The sequence below is a fragment of the Paraburkholderia caffeinilytica genome (assembly GCF_046030355.1).
GTDB lineage: Bacteria > Pseudomonadota > Gammaproteobacteria > Burkholderiales > Burkholderiaceae > Paraburkholderia > Paraburkholderia caffeinilytica_B.
Genome location: NZ_JAQQCQ010000037.1, coordinates 40,384 through 62,566, shown reverse-complemented (window position 1 = coordinate 62,566; position 22,183 = coordinate 40,384). Strand labels below are relative to the sequence as shown.

Sequence of the window (22,183 nt, the reverse complement as noted above, 5' to 3'; positions counted from 1 at the left end):
GGACGGTGCGGCAAGCTCAAGGGGTCCGATGGTCATAAAGGCCAGGCCCGGACAGCGTCCCGCGCACGCAACCCTTTATTGTACCGTGCCCGCGACCGCGCAGTCGGCCAGGTGGCGGGGTATTGCCGGATCGGGCAGACCCGGGTCCACGTCTCGATGTGACGGTGGCAAGCCGTTGAACGCCTGGGCACGCTCGATCACCTCAAGAATGTCGCGCGAATCATGCAGACGCCGGATGGCGGCATGCAGCTCGGCCGCCTGCGGCCACGTCCGCTTCAAATAGCTGAGCCACATTTTGACGCGGCCGTGCTCGTGACGGGCGGCGACACGGGCCTGCAATTTTCTCAGGTAATCGGCGAGCTGACCCAGCACGGACGGCCACTCCTCGCTGGAAGGCGACCGGTCCATCAGTCCGCGTATGCGCAACGCCAGGAAAGGATCCGACACGGCGCCCCGCCCGATCATCACGTCCGTGCAGCCGCTGACCGCCCGGCACCGCTCCCAGTCGGCCACTGTCCAGACTTCTCCGTTGGCAATGACCGGCACGTCCACGGCAGCGTCGATACGTGCGATCCACTCCCAGTGGGCCGGCGGCCGGTAGCCATGGTCACGGGTTCTGGCATGGACGACGAGGGAGGCCGCGCCGCCTTCCACCAAGGCCGTGGCGCAGTCGATCGCGAGCGACGTATCGGACACGCCGAGCCGCATTTTTGCAGTCACAGCGATGCTGGGGGGCACCGCGGCGCGAACGGATGAAACAATCTGGTTCAGTTGCTCAGGATGCGCCAGCAACATCGCGCCGCCACCGTGCCGGTTGACGACTTTGGCGGGGCAGCCGAAGTTCAGATCGAGCCCATGCGGCGACAAACTGGCCGCCTGGGCCGCATTCAGCGCCATCCATTCCGGATCGCTGCCGAGCAGCTGGATCACCATCGGCGTGCCGCCGGGTGTGCGGCCGCCGTGGAGGACTTCAGGCGTATCCCGCTCGTAGACGCGCGCGGGAAGCACCGAGCCTGTCACTCTGACGAACTCGGACACGCACCCGTCGAATCCGCCCGTGCTGGTCAGCACGTCACGCAGCACGTAGTCCGCAAGCCCTTCCATGGGCGCAAGAAACAGCCGGCTCATGTAAGAACGGCGTCCAGGCTGCTGGTGTGAATCTTACGGTCGGCCAAAGCTGACAAATCCGGCCCTCGGAATCGAAGGCGTGGGGGCGGTAGGGAAACGGTTCTGCGACATGGGTGGGGCTAGCTGCAATACAGCGGTGGCGATGGTGGCAAATGGGGAGCGTGCTACATGGCCCGAGGGCGGCGGGATCATAAGGATCACCAGGACCCCACCCGCGGCAGCGCCAGCGCACGTAACCCGTGATTGTACCGCGCCCTTCCGCTTGCGCCCGGCGCGCGAGCCACCGCGCTCGTACCCGGCGCCCCTTGGCGCGACGGGTACAGCCACTGCGCCGCCGTGGAGCCGACGACGCGCAAAAACGCACTCGCCGCGTCAGCGTCGCGCCGTTACTTCTTCTCCGGCTCCGGACTGGTTTGCGGATTAGCCGGCGTGGCCGGTCCTCCGGCCGCATTCGCCGGTCCACCTGGCGTGAACGGGAAGGTGGCGAACATTGATTTGGCCTGGTTCTGCATCTGCTCCTGCATCTGCACGAACATGTTCTTCGACTGCTCGATGTAGCTGGTCATCATGCCTTGCATCATAGGCGCCTGCATGTTCATGAATTGCGACCAGACTTCGGGGTTCATCGCCTTGCCTTCGTACAGATTCTTCGACTGGTCGGCGAGCTTCGCCTGAATGTCGATGAAGGCCTGAATGTTCTTCTCCAGATACGTGCCCATCATGCCCTGCATCGCATGGCCGTAGAAGCGGATGATCTGCGACAGCATCGACGACGAGAACATCGGCAGGCCGCCGCTCTCCTCTTCGAGAATGATCTGCAACAGGATGGCGCGCGTCAGATCCTCGTTGCTCTTCGCATCGATGACCTTGAAATCCTCCTGATCCAGCACGAGCTGCTTAACGTCCGTCAGCGTGATGTACGTGCTTGTCTCGGTATCGTAGAGCCGGCGATTCGGATACTTCTTGATCAATCGTTCGGCTGTTTTCTTTGTAGTAGTAGTCATGTAACGCCTTTGAGCGCGAGTTGAGCGCGGAAACGGCGTCATGCCGGCGCACAATCGGGCAATTGTGCTGCCGGGACGCCGCCGGAACCATCTGAGCCGAAGCACGCTGCCTTGTGAGCGGCGCGCCGGTGACTCAGCCCATATGCAAACCGCCGTTCAGCGAAAAATCCGCGCCCGTGGAGAAACCCGATTCGTCCGACGCGAGCCATGCCACGATCGAGCCGATTTCGTCCGGCTGACCGAGACGGCGCACCGGGATCGTCGCAACGATCTTTTCCAGCACGTCCGGACGGATCGACTTGACCATATCGGTGCCGATGTAGCCAGGCGACACGGTGTTGACCGTCACGCCCTTGGTGGCCACTTCCTGCGCCAACGACATCGTGAAGCCATGAATACCGGCCTTCGCGGTCGAGTAGTTCGTCTGGCCAAACTGGCCCTTCTGGCCGTTCACCGACGAGATGTTGATGACTCGCCCGAAGCCGCGCTCGACCATCCCGTCGATCACCTGCTTGGTAACGTTGAAGAGGCTGGTCAGGTTGGTGTCGATCACCGCCGTCCAGTCTTCGTGCGTCATCTTGCGGAACACGACGTCGCGCGTGATACCGGCGTTGTTCACCAGCACGTCGATCTCGCCGACTTCGGCCTTGACCTTGTCGAACGCCGCCTTGGTCGATTCCCAATCGCCGACATTGCCTTCGGACGCAATGAAATCGTAGCCGAGCGCCTTCTGCTCTTCGAGCCACTTCACGCGGCGCGGCGAGTTCGGGCCACAGCCTGCGACGACCTTGAAGCCCTCTTTGTGCAGCCGCTGGCAAATGCTTGTGCCGATGCCACCCATCCCGCCCGTTACATACGCAATTCGCTGTGTCATAAACTACACTCCGTTATCGTTTTCGAGGCGCCGACCGGCTGCCTCTTCCCTCGCCTGTGCTTCATCTCCACTGCCGCCGGGCGACCGGCCGACGAGGCCATTGCTCGCCGCGCGCCACGTGCTGCAATGTGACTGCGCGGCAACCCTGCTTACCGCCTGCTAAAAACCACGTGAGCCCGCTTGATCCCGCTTGAGCCGGCCTGAAGCCGGGAAGCTGGCGGCCTCAGGACCCAGGCCCATCAAGCGCGTTCGAGCGCCAGCGCCACGCCCATCCCACCGCCGATGCACAGCGACGCCAGACCCTTCTTCGCATCGCGCTTCTGCATTTCGTGCAGCAGCGTAACGAGAATCCGGGCGCCGGACGCTCCGATCGGATGGCCGATCGCAATCGCGCCGCCGTTCACGTTGATCTTCGACGTGTCCCAGCCCATTTGCTGATTCACAGCGCACGCCTGTGCGGCAAACGCTTCGTTGATTTCCATCAGGTCGAGATCGGCCGGCGTCCAGCCCGCGCGCTCGAGGCAACGGCGCGACGCGGGCACCGGGCCCATGCCCATGATCTTCGGATCCAGACCCGAAGTAGCGTAAGCCTTGATGCGCGCAAGCGGCTTGAGGCCGAGCGCTTCGGCCTTCTTCGCCGACATCACCAGCACCGCCGCCGCACCGTCGTTCAGACCCGACGCGTTGGCCGCCGTGACCGAGCCTTCCTTCGAGAAAGCCGGCTTGAGACCGGCCAGCGATTCCGCCGTCACGCCATGACGCACGAACTCGTCCGTTGCGAAACGCAGCGGCTCGCCCTTGCGTTGCGGAATCTCGACCGGCACGATTTCGTCGTTGAAGCGGCCCGACTTCTGCGCGGCTTCCGCCTTGTTCTGCGACAGCGCCGCGAACGCGTCCTGCTGCTCGCGCGTGATGCCGTATTCCTTGGCGACGTTTTCCGCCGTCACGCCCATGTGGTACTGGTTGTAGACGTCCCACAGGCCATCGACGATCATCGAGTCGATCAGCTTCGCGTCGCCCATGCGGAAACCGTCGCGTGAGCCCGGCAGCACGTGCGGCGCGGCGCTCATGTTTTCCTGACCGCCGGCGATCACGATGTCCGCGTCGCCCGCGATGATTGCGTTGGCCGCCAGCATCACGGACTTCAGGCCCGAGCCGCACACCACGTTGATCGTCATGCCGGGCACGGCCGTGGGCAGCCCTGCCTTGATCACCGCCTGACGCGCCGGGTTCTGGCCCGAGCCTGCCGTCAGCACCTGCCCCAGAATGACTTCGCTAACCTGCTCAGGCTTCAGACCAGACCGTTCGAGCACGGCGCGAATCACGGTGGCACCGAGTTCGGGCGCGGCGATCTTCGCCAGCGACCCACCGAATTTGCCCACTGCCGTACGGGCGGCCGATACGATCACAACATCAGTCATTTCCATATCCTCCGGGACATCGGCTAAATACGCCGCAGCCCGTCAAGTTAAAAATCTTGTTGCTCATGCGCCCTTGCCCATCCGGACGCGCATTCATACCGCCAAACCACCGCGCCATCAGGCGCGCTGAAGCCTACTCCCGTTGCCGCACATAACGCCCCGGCGCCGCTTCGATCACCGGGAATTCGGCTGAGCCGGCTGTGGCGCGCGGCTTCACTTTCTTGCCCCCATACTGATCGAGCCACGTGGTCCATTCGGGCCACCAGCTGCCAGGCACTTCGGTCGCCTGATCGAACCATTCGTCCGGGTTTTCCGGCAACGTCTTGACATCACCTTCCAGCGTCCAGTAGTTGCGCTTTTTCTTCGCCGGCGGATTGATCACGCCCGCGATGTGACCCGACGCACCGAGCACGAACTTCAGCGGCCCGGAGAGCAGCGGCACCGACGCATAGGCGCTTTGCCACGGCACGATATGGTCTTCGCGTGAACCGTAGATGAAGGTGGGCACATCGACCTTCGAGAGGTCGACGGGTTCGCCGCAGGTGGTCAACGCACCCGGCTCGCGCAGACGATTCTCGAGATAGGTGTTGCGCAGATACCAGACATACATCGGGCCCGGCAAACTCGTCGAATCGCTGTTCCAATACAGCAGATCGAACGGCACCGGCGTGCGCCCTTTGAGGTAATTGTCGACGACGTAGTTCCACACCAGATCGTTCGGCCGCAGGAACGAGAAGGTATTCGCGAATTCGATGCCGCGCATGAGTCCGGGCGCGCTGCCTTGCTTGCCGCCGATAGTCTGCTCGCGCATCTGCACATGCGCCTCGTCGACGAACACGTCGAGCACGCCCGTGTCCGAGAAATCGAGCATCGCGGTGAGCAAGGTCATCGACGCGGCCGGATGTTCGCCGCGCGCGGCCGCCACCGACAGCGCCGTAGCGAGCATGGTGCCCCCCACGCAGAAACCAAGCGTGTTGATCTGCTCGCGGCCGCTGATCTTGCTGACCGTTTCGATCGCCTTGAGCACGCCCTCGCTGATGTAGTCGTCCCACGTCTTGCTTGCGATCGATGCATCCGCGTTGCGCCACGAAATCAGAAACACCTGATGCCCCGAATCGAGCGCGTGTGCGACGAGCGAGTTCTCCGGTTGCAGATCGAGAATGTAGAACTTGTTGATGCAAGGCGGCACGATCAGCAGCGGCCGCTCACGCACGGTGGCCGTGCGTGGCTTGTACTGGATCAACTGAATGAGGTCGTTCTCGAAGATCACCGAGCCTTCGGTGTTCGCGAGATTTTCGCCGACCACAAAACGCGATTCGTCCGTCTGCGAAATCTTGCCGCGCTGCATGTCGCCCAGCAGATTCATTACGCCCTGGCGCAAGCTCTCACCCTTGCTATCGAGCAAGGTCTTTTGCGCTTCCGGGTTCAACGCGAAGAAGTTGCTCGGCGACGCGGCTGCGGTCCATTGCTGAACCGCGAACCGGACGCGCTCGCGCATCTTCGGTTCCGTTTCGAGCGCGTCGACCATTTCCTGCAGATAGCGCGCGTTCAACAGATACCACGCCGCAGTAAAGGCATAGGCCGGGCTCGCGCTCCACGCGTCGGAACTGAAACGGCGGTCCTTGAGTTCGGGCGCTTTCGTCGTGGAAGTGGCCGCCTGCTGGATCAGCTCCAGCGCCTCGCGTGAATAATCGGCTTGCAGCTTTTGCAAACGCTCCGAGGGAATCGCGGCACTCGGAATATTGAGTCCCGCCAGTGACGGCATTGACGGCAGCGATCCCGCGGCCAGTTGGCTGAAGTCAGGCATGCCGGGGAACGACGGCATCTGCGGCAAGCCGATTGGCGGCACCTGGGGCACTGGCGGCATCTGGAAAGGCATGCCGTTGCCGCCGGGCGGTGTGCCGAGCGAACGCCATGCGTTCATCCAGGCGTCCAGTAACTGCTGCATGCCTGCGGCCGGCGTTGCGCCGCTCGTACCGGCCTGCTGCGTATGCTCCGTCGAGGAGTCCGTGCTGGGAGAAGCTGAGGAATGTGATGCTGCCATACCTGCTTTTGACCGGTAAGTCCTTACGGACGGGTTGAGAGGCAGGTTCATGCGCACGCGGGCGATTGCTCGCACCTCGTCACGCCCTGTCCCATGTACGAGGAGCTGTGAGGAACATTCTTGCTCCCCATCGCAAGGCATGTCAATGCTTGTTCCCGATTTTGCCGCAGTGCGATAGTTTTTTAATTATCGTTTTCCCTGTATAGCAGATAGCGCTTTTAGGACTCGAATTGGCAAGTGCCGGCATAAGCAAAAAAAGCTCCCGTATTGCATGGGATTATGTGTATTTATCCGTTCGCTTGCAGACACTTTTGGCGGCGGATTTACGCATGCGCGGCGATCTCCGGCAGCGCAGCAAAACGGGTGATGCGCCTCCGAATAAACCCTCATACGGAGATTCGCAGGAAGACGTTGCATCGGTGGATGCCAGGGCGAGCCGCACGGCCGCATGATGGCGCTGACAAAGCGAAGCGCCATTCGATGCAGCCATGCGTGGATGATTGAGTGCCAGACTTGACGCGAAGCCTGGGTCCGCGAGGGTCTACGCCTGATCGTCCAGCCAGATCAGCGCGGCCATGCGGCCCGTCTCGCGATCGCGGCGATAGGAATAGAAATGGTCACGCTGCGTGACCGTGCACAGATCGCCGCCGGCAATGCGCGTCACGCCGAGCCGCTGCAGACGCAAGCGCGCCAGCGCCGCAAGATCGGCGAGATATTTGCCGGGGTTTTGCGGATGCGTAATGAATGCGTTCGCGGTGGCTTCGCGTTGTGCGCCGTCCACGCCGTTCATGAAGGCGTCACGCACGTCTGCACCGACCTCGAATGCGTCTGGTCCGATGGCCGGACCGAGGTAGGCATGCAACGATGCCGCTTCCACACCGGCGAGAGCAGCGACGCGCTGCGCCGTCTGCTCGACGATACCCGCGGCCAGACCGCGCCAGCCGGCATGGGCTGCACCCACCGCCCGTCCCGCTTCGTCGCACAACAGCACCGGCATGCAATCGGCGACCATCACGACACACACCGTGCCGGGCCGATCGGTGACGCTGGCGTCCGCGCGTGTCGGCGTGCCGCTTGCGCGAGTCTGCGCGAGTGCATCCTCCGCTCGCACGATGCCGGCGCCGTGAATCTGTTCGAGCCACGCGGCCTCGCCTACGCCCGCCAGACTCAGCAGCCGTGCGCGGTTGGTTGCGACCGCTACGGGATCGTCGCCGGCTTTCATCCCCAGATTCAGGCCGCCGGGCTGCTCAGCGCCGTCCTGCCAGCGGCCGAACGGCGGCTCGCTCACGCCGCCGTTGCGCGTGGTGACGAGCGCACGCACACGCGGCGACACGTTCCATGCGGGTTGCACAACATCGGCAAAGCTCAGCTCGGGCAAGCTCATGCGTGACCGTCCTCGTCGTGTTCGTCGTCCTGATCTTCGTCCTGATCTTCGTCCTGATCTTCGTCCTGATCTTCGTCCTGATCTTCGTCCTGATCTTCGTCGTGCTCGCCGTCGTCGTCGTGTTCTTGAGCTTCGTCGTGAGCGCCGTCGGCGTGTGCGTCGTCTTCGTCCCTATCGTCGTCTAACGAAGCGTCGTAGTCGTCTTCCTCGTAGTACGTCTCGTCGAACTCGCCCGCATCGTCGCGCCCGAGGCCGAGCGCCGCCGACAGCACCTGCATGTCTTCCGGCGCATCGGCGCGCCATTGCATGGTGCGGCCGGTTTTCGGGTGGATCAGACCGAGACGCCATGCGTGCAGCGCCTGACGCGCGAAACCGTCCGGCAACGGCGTCACCGAACGCTTGCCGCGCGCGCGCCCATAAACCGGGTCGCCAAGCAGCGGATGACCGATATGCGCGCAATGCACGCGAATCTGATGGGTGCGTCCGGTTTCCAGATCGCAATGAATCGCGGTGACCGGCTGACGCTGCCAGATCGCCGTGTCCACGCGCCGGAAATGCGTGCGCGCCGCCTTGCCCGATGCGCTCGTCACCACCGCCATGCGCGTGCGTTCGCGCGGATCGCGGCCGATCGGCGCGTCGATCGTGCCTTCCTCCGGCATGTTGCCCCACACCAGCGCGAGATAACGGCGCTTCACCGTACGCGCCTGGAGCTGGCGCACCAGATCCGTCTGCGCCTCGAGCGTGCGCGCCACCACCATCAGGCCGGACGTTTCCTTGTCGAGCCGATGAACGATACCCGCGCGCGGCAGGCCCGCCGCGGCGTCGCCATAGCGGTATAGCAGGCCGTTGAGGACCGTGCCGCTCCAGTTGCCGGCCGCCGGATGCACGACCATGCCGGCCGGCTTGTTGATGACCACCAGCGTGTCGTCCTCGTAGACGATCTCGAGCGGCACCGGCTCGGGCGTGAACGCGAGTTGCTCCGGCAGCAGATCGGGCACGAGCTCGATGGTCGCCCCAAGCGGCACGGGTTGGCGGATTTTGGCCGGCTTGCCGTCGATGCGCACGCGCTCCGACTCGATCCAGCTTTGCAGCCGGTTACGTGAAAACTCCGGAAAGATCCGCGCGAGCACCTTGTCGAGGCGTTCGCCGGCCAGTTCGTCGGGCACGACGACGCTGCGCGGCGACTCGTCCGCCACGGGGCTCGCCACCGTTGGCACCCGGCTTTGCGGGTCGGCAGCGGCAAGCGCGTCGCTGCCGAGATCGTCGTCGAGTGAATCGACGCCCAACGCGTCGGAGGGGTCAGCGCTTACGCTATAATCTTTGTTGCTATTCCCGGCACCGGTTGCGGCGCCTGGAGTATTTGAGCGGGTCATTGAGTCTGGGTCACCTGGACGTAAAGCTAGACTGGAAAATGCGAGCCTTGAACACCATCACTAAAGCGGCGATCAATTTGGCGGTCATCAAGAAGATGGCCCGGAAAGTGGCCGGATACATTGCGTGCGCCGCAGCCGTCGCCGTTGTTGCGGCCTGCCACGGCCTGCCGGAAAAGACCGACGAGACGGCTACGTGGAACAACAACAAATTATATACGGAGGCGAACGACGCTCTGACCGGTGGTGATTTCGGCAAGTGCGCCAAGTATTTCGAGATGCTCGAAGGCCGCGATCCGTTCGGCCACTTTGCCCAGCAAGCGCAGATCAACGTCGCGTATTGCAACTGGAAAGATAACGAAAACGCCGCCGCCGACCAGGCGATCGACCGCTTCATCCAGCTGCACCCGGATCACCCGGACATCGCTTACGCGTACTACCTGAAGGGCATGATCCACTTCAACGACGACCTCGGTCTGTTCGGCCGCTTCTCCGGCCAGGACATGAGCGAGCGCGATCCGAAGTCGCTGCGCGAGTCGTATGACGCGTTCAAGGTCGTGGTCGACAAGTACCCGAACAGCAAGTATGCGCCGGACGCCGCGCAACGCATGCGCTATATCGTGAACGCGCTGGCGTCGCATGAGGTCCACGCGGCGGATTATTACTACCGCCGTGGCGCCTATGTCGCCGCGATCAACCGCGCGCAACTGGCGTTGAAGGAATACAAGAACGCACCGGCTATCGAAGACGCCCTGCACATCATGATGCTGTCGTATGAGAAGCTGAACCAGCCGCAACTCGCTGACGACACGAAGCGCATTCTGGCTGGCACTTTCCCCGACAGTCCGTATATCACGGGCCATGCAAGGCCGGGTACGGAAAAGTCGTGGTGGCAGTTCTAAGCCTCGATTAGCTGCTTTAAATAAAAACGCCACGACTTCGGTCGTGGCGTTTTTGTTTATGCAGCGCCGCCAGCCGATGCGGCAGCGGCCGGCAACCAGACTCGTGCGCTCAGTCCCGCTCGAACAACGCAATCGACTCCACGTGCGAGGTGTGCGGGAACATGTTCACCACACCCGCGCCCACCAACCGGTAGCCAGCCTCATGCACCAGTAGGCCCGCATCGCGTGCGAGCGTGGCCGGCGCGCACGACACGTAGACAATACGCTTGGGCAACGGCCCATTGCCGCTCTGCGCAATCTCCGCGAGCGCCTTGGCGACAGCCAGCGCGCCTTCGCGCGGCGGGTCGATCAGGAATTTGTCGAAATGACCGAGCGCGCGCAAATCATCGGCGGTGACTTCGAACAGGTTGCGGCAGGCAAACGACGTATGGCCCGCCACACCATTCAATTCGGCATTCGCGAGCGCACGCGAAGTCAGCACTTCGCTGCCTTCGATCCCCATCACTTCCTTCGAAATCCGCGCGAGCGGCAGCGTGAAGTTGCCGATTCCGCAGAACAGGTCGAGGACCCGGTCCGTGCTGGCCGGGGCCAGCAGACGCAGCGCACGGCTCACCAGCACGCGATTGATCGCGTGATTCACCTGAGTGAAGTCGGTCGGCTTGAACGGCATCCGGATGTTGTATTCCGGCAGCGTGTAGTCGAGCTGCATGTCGAGCGGATAGAACGGTGTCACCGTGTCGGGACCGCCCGGCTGCAACCACCACTGGATCTTGTGTTCGTCGGCGAAATCGCGCAGCACCTGCTCGTCGGCGGCGGTGATCGGCGCGAGATTGCGCAGCACCAGCGCGGTAACCGAGGAGCCGACCGCGAGCTCGATCTGCGGCATACGGTCGTAAATCGACAGCTTGCGGACCATGAAACGCAGCGGCATCAGCATCGCCGAAATGTGCGGCGGCAGTATCTCGCAGGTCTTCATATCCGAGATGTAGCTGCTCTTCTTCTCGTAGAAGCCGATACGCATGCCGCCCTTTTCCGGCAGATAGCGCACCGCCAGACGCGCGCGGTAGCGGTATCCCCACGCCGGCCCGTGAATCGGCCGGTACACCGTCTCCGGACGCAGCTTGGCCAGATGCTGGAAATTATCTTCGAGCACGCGCTGTTTGACGGCAATCTGGGCGCGGATGTCGAGATGCTGCATCGAACAGCCGCCGCAGATATCGAAGTAGGTGCATTTCGGCTGGGTACGAAGCACGCTTTCACGGACCACCTGAACGACCTCGGCCTGCTCGAATTTTGGCTTGCTGCGATGCGTCGTGTAGCTGACACGCTCGCCGGGCAACGCGCCTTCGACGAAAATCACCTTGCCGGGCGTGCCGTCTTCACTCTCGATGCGGCCCACGCCGCGCGCTTCCATATCGAGCGAAACGATTTCGATGATCGGCTCAGTGCCGGTAATGACGTGCGCTTTCGCCGGAGCGGGCGCCTTCTGGCGCTTCGGCGAGCGACGTTGGGGGGCAGTTCGGGACACCTGCGACTTCCTGACAAACTTGGGGGAAAGGCGAGATTGTAGACGAAGCGCCGCGCACACCGATCGCTTCGACCACGATTAGCATAAGGCGAACCGTGCCGCTTGCGCACCATTTCGCACCGCGGCGGCTGCCGTCAGGTGCTCAAACGCTAATAGCGTTAGTACGCGGCGAATGGTTTCGTTGCAGGGCCAACAAGCGGCTTACTGATCGAACGCGGCCAGATACTCGGTCCATTGCGGCGCGGCTTCCAGCGCCAGCGCATTTTTGACCAGATTGACCTCGTCCGCGTACTCTTCGGCCGAAAATGCGCCGCGGATCAGCTGGAAGCGGCAATACAGCAGGTACGTATTGACGACGTCGGTCTCGCAATAGTTACGGATTTCCTCGATGCGCCCTTCCTGGTAAGCGTGCCACACCTGGCTGCCGTCCATGCCCATCTTGCCTGGGAAGCCGCACATCTTCGCGAGCGCGTCGAGCGGCGCATTGGCGCGCGCCTGATACATGGCCAGCACGTCCATCAGATCCGTGTGACGCGCGTGATAACGGCTGATGTAGTTGTTCCACTTGAACTCGCGATCGTCCTCGCCGAGATCCCAGAAACGGGATGCGGGAATGCCGTTGACCAGCGCGCGGTAGTTCAGCACCGGCAGGTCGAACCCGCCGCCGTTCCACGACACGAGCTGCGGTGTGTACTTTTCGATCACGCGATAAAACGACTGCACGAGCGCCGCTTCACCGTCTTCCAGCGTGCCGAGCGAGCGCACACGGAAACCGTTGTTGTCGCGGAACACGCAGGAAATCGCGGCGATTCGTTGCAGGTGATGCGGCAGGAAATCGCTGCCGGTCTTTTCGCGGCGCGCCGCAAAAGCGTGCTCGGCGACTTCGGCGTCGCTCAGCGTGACGGGCAGATCTTCGAGGCGGCGAATGCCGGCGACATCGGGAATCGTCTCGATGTCGAAAACAAGAATCGGTGTCATCAGGTTATAGAACGGCGTCCTTCCGAACACCGTTGGAGGCAAAGAAGCGCTTCAGCCGCACCAGCGCTTCCTGTTGGATCTGGCGCACACGCTCGCGCGTGAGGCCCATTTCGTCGGCCAGCTCTTCGAGCGTGGCGGGCTCGATGTGGTTGAGCCCGAAGCGGCGTTCGATCACATGACGATGCTTGTCCGACAGCCGCGCGAGCCAGGCACGCGTAAGCGTTTCCAGTTCGCGGTGCTGCACTTCGGCATCCGGCGACTGGCTTTGGTCGTCAGACAGCAGGTCGAGCAGGCTGCTCGCCGGGTCGAGATCGAGCGGCGCGTCGAGCGACGCGGTGTGTTCGTTCAGCGCGAGAATGTCGGTGACTTCGTCGGTGGTCTTGCCGGTCAGATAGGCAATGTCGTCGATGCTGGCGTCGCGGCGCTCAGCGGCTTCACCGGAATTCATCGAATTTTTTTCCAGATGGCGCTTCGCGCGCAGCACCTGGTTGAGCTCACGGATCACGTGCACCGGCAAACGCACCGTGCGCGCCTGATTCATGATCGCGCGCTCGATGCTCTGGCGAATCCACCACGTGGCATACGTCGAGAAACGGAAGCCGCGCGTGGGATCGAATTTCTCGATGGCATGCATCAAGCCGAGGTTGCCCTCTTCGATCAGATCGAGCAGCGGCACGCCGCGATTCAGGTAACCCTTCGCGATGCTGACAACGAGCCGCAAATTGCGCTCGATCATCACTTGCCGGGCTTCGAACTCACCCGCCTTGGCGAGGCGCGAATACTTCTGCTCTTCCTCGACGGTCAGAAGCGGCTTGACGCTGATGCGGTTCAGATAGTGCTGAATCGTGTCGGCCGTCAGCTCGGCCTGCAGCAGCGCACGGAAATCGTCCGCGTCGGGCGGAACCTCACGGGCCTCGCCAGGTTCTTCCGCGCCGCTCTGACGTTCGTCGAGATCGCGCTCCTCTGCGATCTCTTCTTCTACTTCCGGAGCGCCGCTTTCCTCCACCGAAGCGGACGTGACGCGGCTAATCGTCTCAGACTCGGCTTGCGGCAGGCGGCGCTTCGATTTCGGCATGGTCGTTTCGCTTATTGCGGCGGCAAATACTTCAGTGGGTCGACAGGCTTACCCTGCCGGCGAACTTCGAAATGCAACATCACGCGGTCGGAATCGCTGTTGCCCATCTCGGCGATCTTCTGCCCTTTGGTCACCGCATCCCCCTCTTTTACCATCAAAGCGCGGTTGTGTGCATACGCCGTGAGATAAGTTGCATCATGTTTGATGATAATGAGGTTGCCGTAACCCCGCAGCCCATTTCCGGCATAAACCACGCGGCCATCCGCCGAAGCCTTGACGGGATCGCCAGCCGCGCCGCCGATATTAATACCCTTGTTGGTCGAATCGTTGAACGTGCCGAGCATCGGCCCGCGCACCGGCCATGCGAACGCAACGTTACCGGATGCGCCGGCGCTCGAATCGCCTGCCGCACCCGGATTGGCCGGCGGCGTCAGCGAGGCGTTGTTCGCACCCGAACCATAGATCGGCGGCGCCGCGACACCTGCTGCGGCCCCCGCCGACGACGGCGTACTGCCAAGCGGCGCGCTCTGCACCGCGCCACCGCTGCCGATCGGCGCGGTCGACACGCCCGGCGTCAGCGCGGCGGTGTTCGCGCCTGGCGGCACGACGCGCAGCAACTGATCGACTTCGATCTGATTCGGGTTGGTGAGATTGTTCCACGTCGAAATATCGCGGTAATTCTGGCCGTTCTCCAACGCGATCCGGTACAGCGTATCGCCCGGTTTCACGCGGTAGTAGCCCGGCGGCGGCGGTCCGAGCGGCACGGCCGGCTGCTGCGCGGCTTGCGTGCCGAGCGCACCGCTGCCGGAGCGGTCGACAACCGGCGCCTGATCGAGGCGGCTCGCACAGGCCGACATCAACAGGGACAAGGCGAGCACGCACACGCTACGCTGGGTTACGGTCATAGGGAGAGTCAGTCTGGTTCTTTGCATCGCGCGCAACATACTCATCGGTGTCAAATCACTCCGGATTTTAAGGGTACAAAGAAAACGCGATCAAGCCGCGACTCGCGCCACTGCGCGGGTCCGAGGCGCTCAACCAGCGTCAGCACCTGGTTCTGGCCTTCCTGCGAGCCGACCGGCGCGACCAGACGGCCGCCGATCGCGAGTTGTTCAAGTAATGCCTGCGGTACATCAAGCCCGGCTGCAGCGATCACGATCGCGTCGAACGGCGCCGCCAACGGCAAACCCAGGCGGCCATCGCCGTAGTGCAGCCGGATGTTCGGAATGCGCAGCGGACGCAAGTTTGTCTTCGCGCGTTCGGACAGCGGCTTGATGCGTTCGATCGAATAAACGTCCCGCGCGACCTGGCTCAGCACCGCCGCCTGATAGCCGCAACCGGTGCCGATTTCGAGCACGTTGTTCAACGCGCGGCCGGCGGCCGCCAGTTCGATCATCCGCGCGACCACGGAGGGCTTGGAAATCGTCTGGTGATGGCCGATCGGCAGCGCGGCGTCTTCGTAGGCCTGGGCCGCGAGGCCCGGGTCGACGAACATGTGGCGCGGCACCACCGACATCGCGTTCAACACGCGCTGATCGGTCACACCGTTCGCACGCAGGCGTTCGACCATCCGTTCGCGAACCCGTTCCGAAGTCAGTGCCAAAGCGCCGTTCAATGCGACGTTCGGCACGGCTGCGCGCTCATTGAGTTTGGCGGCGGGTTTGTTCACGGGCGCCGGTTTTGGCGCAGCGCGCACGGCCGAACCTGGCCCGCCGGTCTGAGCGTGTGGTTTGGCTTGCGGCTTCGCCTTGCCGCTAACAGGCGAGTTCAGCGGCGAACTCACCGGCGCCTTGATCGGCGCCTTCGCCTGCGGCTTTGCTTGCGCAGACGCTTGCGGTTGCGTCTGCGCTCTCGCCGGCGGCTTCGGCTGGGTCTTGCCCGTAGCGCCGGGCGGCGAGTTCTTCGCCGGTTGCTGGCGTGCGTTCAGTGCGGCGCTCGCGGCAAGTGCCGCCGCGCGCATTTCGCCCGGACGCCCTTCAGGCCGGCGCGGTTCGCGCACCAGATCTTCGAGGCCGAGCGGAAAGCGCTTTGCGCGCTCGCTGGTCATGAAGCGCCGCTGCCGGCGCGCGCCCAGTCGCGCGCTGCGGGCAACATCTGCGTGTGGGTCAGGTCGAGCTGCAGCGGCGTGATCGACACCTGGCCGTTGGCGACAGCGTGGAAATCGGTGCCTTCGCTCGCGTCACGCGCGCTGCCCGACGGACCGATCCAGTAAATCGGCTCGCCGCGCGGGTTGGTCTGGCGGATCACCGGCTGCGACGGGTGCCGCTTGCCAAGACGCGTGATATGCCAACCGCTGAGTTGCTCGTACGGCAGGTTCGGAATATTGACGTTGAGGAGCGGATGCCCCGGCAGCGGTTGCTCGAGGTAATGCGCGACGATCTCGGCGGCCACGCGCGCAGCGTCTTCGAGATGCACCCAGTCTTTGTCGACCAGCGAGAAAGCGATGGCCGGCACGCCGAACATGATGCCTTCGGTAGCGGCGGCGACGGTGCCCGAATAGAGCGTGTCCTCGCCCATGTTCTGGCCGTTGTTGATGCCCGAGACGACAAGGTCCGGCGTGTGGTCCAGCATGCCCGTCAATGCGATGTGCACCGAGTCGGTGGGCGTGCCGTTGACGTAGTAGAACCCGTTCGCCGAACGCAGCACCGAAAGCGGGCGCGACAGCGTCAAGGAATTGGACGCGCCGCTGCAGTTCTGTTCGGGGGCCATCACGGTGACGTCCGCGATCGGCTTGAGCGCTTCGTAAAGCGCGGCAAGGCCGGGCGCCAGATAACCGTCGTCATTGCTGAGTAGGATTCGCATGCGGCGATTGTAACCGAGGAAAGAAGGCACGCGAACGACACGGCAGACCACGCGCGCCTCACGTGCAAAGCGCACGCGCCGGGCCCCGCGCCGCAGGCGATCCCTTTGGCAAACATCGGCTGCGAGCAATAAAACGCACGATCGTGCGGATTACTTTACACTCAGAATGGTTGCGAACCCCTGATCGATATGGAGACACGATGCGCGCGATTCGCTGTAATCAATATGGGCCGCCGGAGAACCTGGTCGTCGAAAATCTGCCTGACCTCGAGCCGCCGCCAGACCACGTCGTGATCGACGTCAAAGCGGCGGCGGTCAACTTTCCCGATGTTCTGATCATCGAGAACAAATACCAGTTCAAACCGCCGCTGCCCTTTACGCCCGGCTCGGAAGTCGCGGGCGTCGTGCGCGCGGTGGGCGCTGGTGTGACACAGTTCAAGCCGGGCTCGCGCGTGGTCGCATTCACCGGCTCGGGCGGGTTTGCCGAGCAGGCGCTGGCGCCGGTCACGGCATGCGTGCCGCTGGCGGACGGGGTCGACTTCGAACTGGCCGCCGCGTTCACGCTCGCCTATGGCACTTCGCATCATGCGGTGGTCGATCGTGGGCAGTTGCAGGCCGGTGAGACGATGCTGGTGTTAGGTGCGGCGGGCGGCGTCGGACTCGCCGCGGTCGAGATCGGCAAGGCGCTCGGTGCGCGTGTGATCGCAGCGGCGTCGAGCGATGAGAAGCTCGCCATCTGCGTAAAGCATGGCGCGGACGCCACCATCAACTACAGCACCGAGGACCTGCGCGAACGCATCAAGGCGCTGACCGACGGCAAGGGTCCGGACGTGATCTACGACCCGGTCGGCGGTGTGTATGCGGAACCGGCATTTCGCAGCATCGGCTGGCGTGGGCGTTATCTGGTGGTCGGTTTTGCAAACGGCGAGATCCCGAAGTTGCCGCTCAACCTGACGCTGCTCAAAGGCGCAAGTCTCGTCGGCGTGTTCTGGGGCGACTTTGCGAAACGCGAGCCGCAACACAATCACGCCGCGTTCCAGCAGATGACCGGCTGGATCGGCGAGGGCAAGCTCAAGCCCTACGTGTCGGAACGGTATTCGCTTGAAGACACCGGCCGCGCATTGCGCGATATGGCGGAGCGGCGAGTGATCGGGAAGGTGGTGATTACGCCTTAGCCGGTGAGCGCCGACGCCACGCCCCTTTAGCTCGGAAAAAAGCGGCATGAGGTTGAGAACCTCATGCCGCTTTTTGTTGAGTCTTTGAGATGATGCAGCTTACGTTTGCCCGGCCATGCGTTTCTCGGGCTACGCGCTCGCTGCGCGCCAGACTCGTCGAACCGTGCCTCGCATTGAACCTCGCCGCGCGTTGAGTCCCTTACGGGACTGTTTGCTTGCGAAGCCTTGTGCTAGCCGGCGCTCGCCCATCGCAGAACTACAACTTTTCCGTATCGCCCGACTTCGGCTGCCACTTCATCAGCCGCCGCTCGCCAAGCCCGACGATGGCATCGAGAATCAGCGCGAACGCAGTCAACACCAGAATTCCGGCGAACACAGTATTGATATCGAAAGTGCCTTCGGCTTGCAGAATCAGATAGCCGACGCCACGCGCCGAGCCGAGGTATTCCCCCACCACGGAGCCGACGAACGCCAGGCCAACCGATGTGTGGAGGCTCGAAAACACCCAGCTCATCGCGCTTGGCAGATAGACAAAGCGCAACAACTGCTTGCGATTCGCGCCGAGCATGCGCGCGTTGGCGAGCACGACCGGACTCACTTCCTTCACGCCCTGGTAGACGTTGAAGAACACGATAAAGAACACCAGCGTGACGCCCAGCGCCACCTTCGACCAGATGCCGAGGCCAAACCACACGCCGAAGATCGGCGCGAGAATCACGCGCGGCATCGAATTGGCGGCCTTGATATACGGATCGAACAGCGCGCTCGCAAGCGGCGACAGCGCCAGCCACAGGCCGACGCCGAGCCCGAACGCCGTACCGAGCACGAACGCGAGCACCGTTTCGACCAGGGTGATCCACAGATGCAGATAGATTTCGCCGCCCGTGAACCATTCCCAGATGCGCTGCAGCACCTTCTGCGGCTCGCCGAAGAAGAACGCGGCCTTGTTCGGATCGTCGAAATAAAACGCCGGCAGCAGCGTCGGACTGGTCAGCACGTACCAGAGCACGAAGCACAGCACGAGCAGCAGCCACTGCCAGATCACCAGGTTCGCCCGGTTCGGGCGCAACGTCTTCCACATGACTCGGTTTGCCTTAGACGATTGATCGACGCCAATACAGGACGCAACAAACAGGACTTAACTACGGGGCTCACTACAGTGATGCAACTACGGATATCCGTACGTGCCACCAGACCACGCCCACGCCACGCCATTCCGCAACACAACTACGCGCCCCGCTTAAACAGCCGTGAGTTGCTGCTGATAACCCTTGAGCACTTCATCGCGCAACACGCTCCAGATCTGCGCATGCAACTCGACGAAACGCGGGTGCGCGCGAATCTCGGCGACGTCGCGCGGACGCGGCAGATCGATTGTGAATTCGCCGATCGGATGCGTGCCCGGCCCCGCTGACAGCACCACGACACGGTCGGACATCGAGATCGCTTCGTCGAGGTCGTGCGTGATGAACAGTACCGCTTTGCGCCTGGCCGCCCACAGGTCGAGCAACTCGTTTTCCATCAGCTGACGCGTCTGGATATCGAGTGCGGAAAACGGCTCGTCCATCAGGATGATGTCCGGATCGAGGATCAAGGTCTGCGCCATCGCGACGCGCTTGCGCATGCCGCCCGACAATTGATGCGGATAGCGATCGCCAAAGCCGCCGAGACCGACGCGCTTCAGCCACTCGTCGGCTTTGCTGCGCGCTTCGGCCGGCGGCACGCCATGAAATGCGAGGCCGGCCATCACGTTGTCGATGGCCGAGCGCCACGGCATCAGCGCGTCGGCCTGGAACATGTAGCCGGCGCGCCGGTTGATGCCCTTGAGCGGCTCGCCGAACACACTGACCGTTCCCGACGACGGCTCCAGCAAACCCGCGCCGACGTTCAGCAAAGTGGATTTGCCGCAACCGGTCGGACCGACCACCGAGACGAATTCGCCCGGCGCGATGCGCAAGGTGGTGTCCTTGACCGCCGTATAACGCTGCGCGCGGTTGTCCCGCGCAGCAAAGGTGCAGGTGATGTTATCGAGCGCCAGGGCGGCAACGGTCATCGTTCGACTCGCTTCGAAGATCGGTTTCGATCGGTTTTCGGTTCGTCACGCCGTGATGGCGGCGGTGGTCGGGGCGAATCCGGCGCGTGCCGCTCCCGACCTCACACTGACAGTGCTCAGGCTTTGACCGTTGCCAACGCTTTCTTGACGAAGTCGTTGGTCCACGTCTTCGACAGATCGATCGGCTTGCCCTGCACGTTCGGGTCGAATGCCTGCAGGGTTTTAAGCGACGTGGCCGGGCCATCGGCGGGCATCAGACCATCCGGCGACATTGCTTCCTTCACGTGCTGCCACGCGTCCAGATACACCGCGCGGTCGCCGAGCAGGTAGCCTTCCGGCACGGTATTGATCAGCTCGCTGCCGGTCGCCGTTTGCAGCCACTTGAGCGCGCGCACCATGGCATTGGTCAGCGCCTGCGTGGTGTTCGGATTCTTCGTGATGAAACTCTGCGACGCATACATACAGCCCGCCGGCATATCACCGCCGAACACGCTGCGCGTATCGGCGAGCGTGCGTGTATCGGATACGACGCGGATCTCACCGGTACGCTCGAGCTTGGTCATCACCGGGTCGAGATTGGCGATGGCGTCGATCTGGCCGGACTGCAATGCCGCGATCGCCCCCGCTCCCGCACCCACACCGATGAAAGAGACGTCTTTGGCAGTCAGCCCGGCTTTCGCCAGCACGAAACTCGCCATGATCGAGGTCGACGAACCCGGCGCGGTGACACCGATTTTCTTGCCCTTCAGATCGGCGATCGATTTGTAGTTCGGTATCGCCTTCTTCGATATCGCGAGCACGATCTGCGGCGCGCGCCCTTGCAACACGAATTCGCGGAACGACTGCTTTTGCGCCTGCAACAGCAAGGTGTGCTCGAAGGCGCCGGAGACTACATCCGCGCTGCCGCCCACGGCCGCCTTCAGCGCTTGCGAGCCGCCGGCGAAATCCGAAATTTCGACCTCGAGCCCCTCATCCTTGAAGTAATTGCGGCGCTCGGCAATCGTGAGCGGCAGGTAATAGAACAGGTTCTTGCCGCCGACGGCGATCGCCACCTTGGTGGTTTCGGGTTTGCCCTGCGCGAAAGCGAACGGCGTGGCGGCGAACGTGGCGCCCGCAAGGGCTGCGGTACCAGCGAGGAAGGTTCTGCGTTGCATGGTCTCTAGTCTCCGAACTTTGTTGTCTTTTTGCCGCGCGCTCACTCACACAATCTGTTGCGCATGCAACCTTGCAATGTGGTCAGAATCATAACCTAGTGATTGAAGGACTTCATCGGTATGTTCACCCAGTTCCGGGCCTAACCAGCGCGTCTCGCCGGGGGTTTCCGAGAGTTTCGGCGTCACCGACGGCAGCGTGATTTCCCGGCCGTCCTGCCATTTGAAGCGCTGGATCATCTGGCGCGCCATGTATTGCGGATCGGTGAACATGTCCGCGACGCTGTAAATCCGGCCGACCGGCACGTCGGCGGCGTTCAGCACGGCGAGCGCTTCGTCGATGGTGCGCGTGGCGAGCCATGCGGCGATCGCGCCGTCGATTTCCTGGGTACGCGGCACGCGGCCGTCGTTGTGCGCGAGGGCGGGATCGTTCGCCAGATCGTCGCGTTCGATAGCGATCATCAGGCGCTTGAAGATCGGGTCGCTATTGCCGCCAATGACGATGCTGCCGTCGCGGCACGGATACGTGTTCGACGGCACGATACCCGGCAGCGACGCGCCAGTACGCTCGCGCACCATGCCGTATACGCCGTACTCCGGCACCACGCTCTCCATCATGTTGAAGACCGCTTCGTACAGCGCGACGTCGACGACCTGCCCTTTGCCGCCATTCACCTGCTTGTGATGCAGCGCCATCAACGCGCCGATCACGCCGTGCAGCGCGGCAATCGAATCGCCGATTGAAATGCCGATGCGCGGCGGCGGCAAATCCGGATAGCCGGTGATGTGGCGCAAACCGCCCATCGATTCGGCAATCGCGCCGAATCCGGGCCGGTCGCGATAGGGCCCGGTCTGGCCGTAGCCGGACAGACGCACCATCACGAGCCCGGGGTTCTCCGCCGACAAAACGTCGTAGCCGAGCCCGAGCTTCTCCAGCAAACCCGGCCGGAAATTCTCGACGACGATATCGGCTTCTTTCGCCAGGCGCCGCACGATCTCCTTGCCCTCTTCGGCTTTCAGATTGATCGTGACGGATTTCTTGTTACGCGCCTGAACGGCCCACCAAAGCGATGTGCCGCCGACTTCCGGATAAAGCTTGCGCCATTTGCGCAACGGGTCGCCGCCTTTGGGGTCTTCGATCTTGATGACGTCGGCGCCGAACTCGCCGAGAAAGCGCGCGGCGAACGGGCCGGCGATCAGCGTGCCGAGCTCGAGCACCTTGACGCCGGTGAGCGGGCCTTTTGGTGTAGTGGTGGCGGTGGCGTTGGGATCGGGATTGACGCTCATGTGTCTC

The 22,183-nt window shown here is 63.0% G+C and carries 19 protein-coding genes; 2 read left to right on the top strand and 17 right to left on the bottom strand.

Annotation, left to right across the window (positions count from 1 at the left end; translation table 11 throughout):
• Positions 1–75: 75 nt before the first annotated feature.
• The 7 genes from PQQ95_RS34585 to PQQ95_RS34555 form a co-directional block, all read right to left on the bottom strand.
• Positions 76–1,128, bottom strand: coding sequence for a tRNA dihydrouridine synthase (locus PQQ95_RS34585; protein ID WP_408446342.1), 1,053 nt, complete (start codon positions 1,126–1,128; stop codon positions 76–78).
• A 386-nt stretch (positions 1,129–1,514) separates the two neighbouring features.
• Complete coding sequence (phaR, locus tag PQQ95_RS34580; protein ID WP_408446339.1) at positions 1,515–2,132, bottom strand: polyhydroxyalkanoate synthesis repressor PhaR; 618 nt, start codon at positions 2,130–2,132, stop codon at positions 1,515–1,517.
• 133 nt (positions 2,133–2,265) lie between these two features.
• A complete protein-coding gene (locus PQQ95_RS34575) occupies positions 2,266–3,006 on the bottom strand; it encodes a 3-ketoacyl-ACP reductase (protein ID WP_153135913.1) in 741 nt (246 codons plus the stop codon).
• Between the two features lie 239 nt (positions 3,007–3,245).
• Positions 3,246–4,427, bottom strand: coding sequence for an acetyl-CoA C-acetyltransferase (locus tag PQQ95_RS34570; protein WP_408446337.1), 1,182 nt, complete (start codon positions 4,425–4,427; stop codon positions 3,246–3,248).
• A 133-nt stretch (positions 4,428–4,560) separates the two neighbouring features.
• A complete protein-coding gene (gene phaC, locus PQQ95_RS34565; RefSeq protein WP_408446372.1) occupies positions 4,561–6,375 on the bottom strand; it encodes a class I poly(R)-hydroxyalkanoic acid synthase in 1,815 nt (604 codons plus the stop codon).
• Positions 6,376–7,012: 637 nt separating this feature from the next.
• A complete protein-coding gene (pgeF, locus tag PQQ95_RS34560) occupies positions 7,013–7,855 on the bottom strand; it encodes a peptidoglycan editing factor PgeF (RefSeq protein ID WP_408446334.1) in 843 nt (280 codons plus the stop codon).
• On the bottom strand, positions 7,852–9,228 hold the full coding sequence (locus PQQ95_RS34555; protein ID WP_408446331.1) for an RluA family pseudouridine synthase: 1,377 nt from the start codon (positions 9,226–9,228) through the stop codon (positions 7,852–7,854). Before PQQ95_RS34555 ends, pgeF begins: the two co-directional genes overlap by 4 nt.
• 95 nt (positions 9,229–9,323) lie before the next feature.
• Between PQQ95_RS34555 and PQQ95_RS34550 the strand changes: the two genes are divergently transcribed.
• Complete coding sequence (locus tag PQQ95_RS34550) at positions 9,324–10,127, top strand: outer membrane protein assembly factor BamD (RefSeq protein WP_408446370.1); 804 nt, start codon at positions 9,324–9,326, stop codon at positions 10,125–10,127.
• 109 nt (positions 10,128–10,236) lie between these two features.
• Here the strand turns inward: PQQ95_RS34550 and rlmD are convergent, their stop codons facing one another.
• From rlmD to surE, 6 genes are all read right to left on the bottom strand, one after another.
• On the bottom strand, positions 10,237–11,655 hold the full coding sequence (gene rlmD / locus PQQ95_RS34545) for a 23S rRNA (uracil(1939)-C(5))-methyltransferase RlmD (protein ID WP_408446329.1): 1,419 nt from the start codon (positions 11,653–11,655) through the stop codon (positions 10,237–10,239).
• Positions 11,656–11,856: 201 nt separating this feature from the next.
• Complete coding sequence (locus tag PQQ95_RS34540) at positions 11,857–12,633, bottom strand: 3'-5' exonuclease (protein ID WP_408446326.1); 777 nt, start codon at positions 12,631–12,633, stop codon at positions 11,857–11,859.
• Between the two features lie 4 nt (positions 12,634–12,637).
• Complete coding sequence (rpoS, locus tag PQQ95_RS34535) at positions 12,638–13,708, bottom strand: RNA polymerase sigma factor RpoS (protein ID WP_408446324.1); 1,071 nt, start codon at positions 13,706–13,708, stop codon at positions 12,638–12,640.
• A gap of 11 nt (positions 13,709–13,719) precedes the next feature.
• Positions 13,720–14,658, bottom strand: a complete 939-nt coding sequence (locus PQQ95_RS34530; RefSeq protein WP_408446322.1) for a peptidoglycan DD-metalloendopeptidase family protein — start codon at positions 14,656–14,658, stop codon at positions 13,720–13,722.
• 5 nt (positions 14,659–14,663) lie between these two features.
• Positions 14,664–15,755, bottom strand: coding sequence for a protein-L-isoaspartate(D-aspartate) O-methyltransferase (locus tag PQQ95_RS34525; protein ID WP_408446319.1), 1,092 nt, complete (start codon positions 15,753–15,755; stop codon positions 14,664–14,666).
• A complete protein-coding gene (surE, locus tag PQQ95_RS34520; RefSeq protein WP_408446316.1) occupies positions 15,752–16,510 on the bottom strand; it encodes a 5'/3'-nucleotidase SurE in 759 nt (252 codons plus the stop codon). Before surE ends, PQQ95_RS34525 begins: the two co-directional genes overlap by 4 nt.
• A gap of 200 nt (positions 16,511–16,710) precedes the next feature.
• Here surE and PQQ95_RS34515 point away from each other — a divergent pair, with 200 nt between their 5' ends.
• Positions 16,711–17,685: an NADPH:quinone oxidoreductase family protein gene (locus PQQ95_RS34515; protein WP_408446313.1), complete on the top strand. Its 975-nt coding sequence runs from the start codon at positions 16,711–16,713 to the stop codon at positions 17,683–17,685.
• A gap of 256 nt (positions 17,686–17,941) precedes the next feature.
• On the opposite strand, the gene PQQ95_RS34510 is transcribed toward PQQ95_RS34515, so the two are convergent.
• From PQQ95_RS34510 to PQQ95_RS34495, 4 genes are all read right to left on the bottom strand, one after another.
• Complete coding sequence (locus PQQ95_RS34510) at positions 17,942–18,766, bottom strand: ABC transporter permease (protein ID WP_408446310.1); 825 nt, start codon at positions 18,764–18,766, stop codon at positions 17,942–17,944.
• A 159-nt stretch (positions 18,767–18,925) separates the two neighbouring features.
• On the bottom strand, positions 18,926–19,738 hold the full coding sequence (locus PQQ95_RS34505) for an ABC transporter ATP-binding protein (protein ID WP_408446307.1): 813 nt from the start codon (positions 19,736–19,738) through the stop codon (positions 18,926–18,928).
• Positions 19,739–19,854: 116 nt separating this feature from the next.
• The gene (locus PQQ95_RS34500) at positions 19,855–20,892 is read right to left on the bottom strand and encodes an ABC transporter substrate-binding protein (RefSeq protein WP_408446305.1); all 1,038 of its coding nucleotides are present in this window, start codon (positions 20,890–20,892) and stop codon (positions 19,855–19,857) included.
• 45 nt (positions 20,893–20,937) lie between these two features.
• On the bottom strand, positions 20,938–22,176 hold the full coding sequence (locus PQQ95_RS34495) for a CaiB/BaiF CoA transferase family protein (RefSeq protein WP_408446304.1): 1,239 nt from the start codon (positions 22,174–22,176) through the stop codon (positions 20,938–20,940).
• Between the last annotated feature and the right edge of the window lie 7 nt (positions 22,177–22,183).

What these genes read in the sequence shown, in the direction of transcription:
- PQQ95_RS34585 (WP_408446342.1), bottom strand. Translation starts at nt 1,128, where the DNA reads ATGAGCCGGCTGTTTCTTGCGCCCATGGAAGGGCTTGCGGACTACGTG.
- phaR (WP_408446339.1), bottom strand. Translation starts at nt 2,132, where the DNA reads ATGACTACTACTACAAAGAAAACAGCCGAACGATTGATCAAGAAGTAT.
- PQQ95_RS34575 (WP_153135913.1), bottom strand. Translation starts at nt 3,006, where the DNA reads ATGACACAGCGAATTGCGTATGTAACGGGCGGGATGGGTGGCATCGGC.
- PQQ95_RS34570 (WP_408446337.1), bottom strand. Translation starts at nt 4,427, where the DNA reads ATGACTGATGTTGTGATCGTATCGGCCGCCCGTACGGCAGTGGGCAAA.
- phaC (WP_408446372.1), bottom strand. Translation starts at nt 6,375, where the DNA reads ATGCAGCAGTTACTGGACGCCTGGATGAACGCATGGCGTTCGCTCGGC.
- pgeF (WP_408446334.1), bottom strand. Translation starts at nt 7,855, where the DNA reads ATGAGCTTGCCCGAGCTGAGCTTTGCCGATGTTGTGCAACCCGCATGG.
- PQQ95_RS34555 (WP_408446331.1), bottom strand. Translation starts at nt 9,228, where the DNA reads ATGACCCGCTCAAATACTCCAGGCGCCGCAACCGGTGCCGGGAATAGC.
- PQQ95_RS34550 (WP_408446370.1), top strand. Translation starts at nt 9,324, where the DNA reads ATGGCCCGGAAAGTGGCCGGATACATTGCGTGCGCCGCAGCCGTCGCC.
- PQQ95_RS34540 (WP_408446326.1), bottom strand. Translation starts at nt 12,633, where the DNA reads ATGACACCGATTCTTGTTTTCGACATCGAGACGATTCCCGATGTCGCC.
- rpoS (WP_408446324.1), bottom strand. Translation starts at nt 13,708, where the DNA reads ATGCCGAAATCGAAGCGCCGCCTGCCGCAAGCCGAGTCTGAGACGATT.
- PQQ95_RS34530 (WP_408446322.1), bottom strand. Translation starts at nt 14,658, where the DNA reads ATGAGTATGTTGCGCGCGATGCAAAGAACCAGACTGACTCTCCCTATG.
- PQQ95_RS34525 (WP_408446319.1), bottom strand. Translation starts at nt 15,755, where the DNA reads ATGACCAGCGAGCGCGCAAAGCGCTTTCCGCTCGGCCTCGAAGATCTG.
- surE (WP_408446316.1), bottom strand. Translation starts at nt 16,510, where the DNA reads ATGCGAATCCTACTCAGCAATGACGACGGTTATCTGGCGCCCGGCCTT.
- PQQ95_RS34515 (WP_408446313.1), top strand. Translation starts at nt 16,711, where the DNA reads ATGCGCGCGATTCGCTGTAATCAATATGGGCCGCCGGAGAACCTGGTC.
- PQQ95_RS34510 (WP_408446310.1), bottom strand. Translation starts at nt 18,766, where the DNA reads ATGTGGAAGACGTTGCGCCCGAACCGGGCGAACCTGGTGATCTGGCAG.
- PQQ95_RS34505 (WP_408446307.1), bottom strand. Translation starts at nt 19,738, where the DNA reads ATGACCGTTGCCGCCCTGGCGCTCGATAACATCACCTGCACCTTTGCT.
- PQQ95_RS34500 (WP_408446305.1), bottom strand. Translation starts at nt 20,892, where the DNA reads ATGCAACGCAGAACCTTCCTCGCTGGTACCGCAGCCCTTGCGGGCGCC.
- PQQ95_RS34495 (WP_408446304.1), bottom strand. Translation starts at nt 22,176, where the DNA reads ATGAGCGTCAATCCCGATCCCAACGCCACCGCCACCACTACACCAAAA.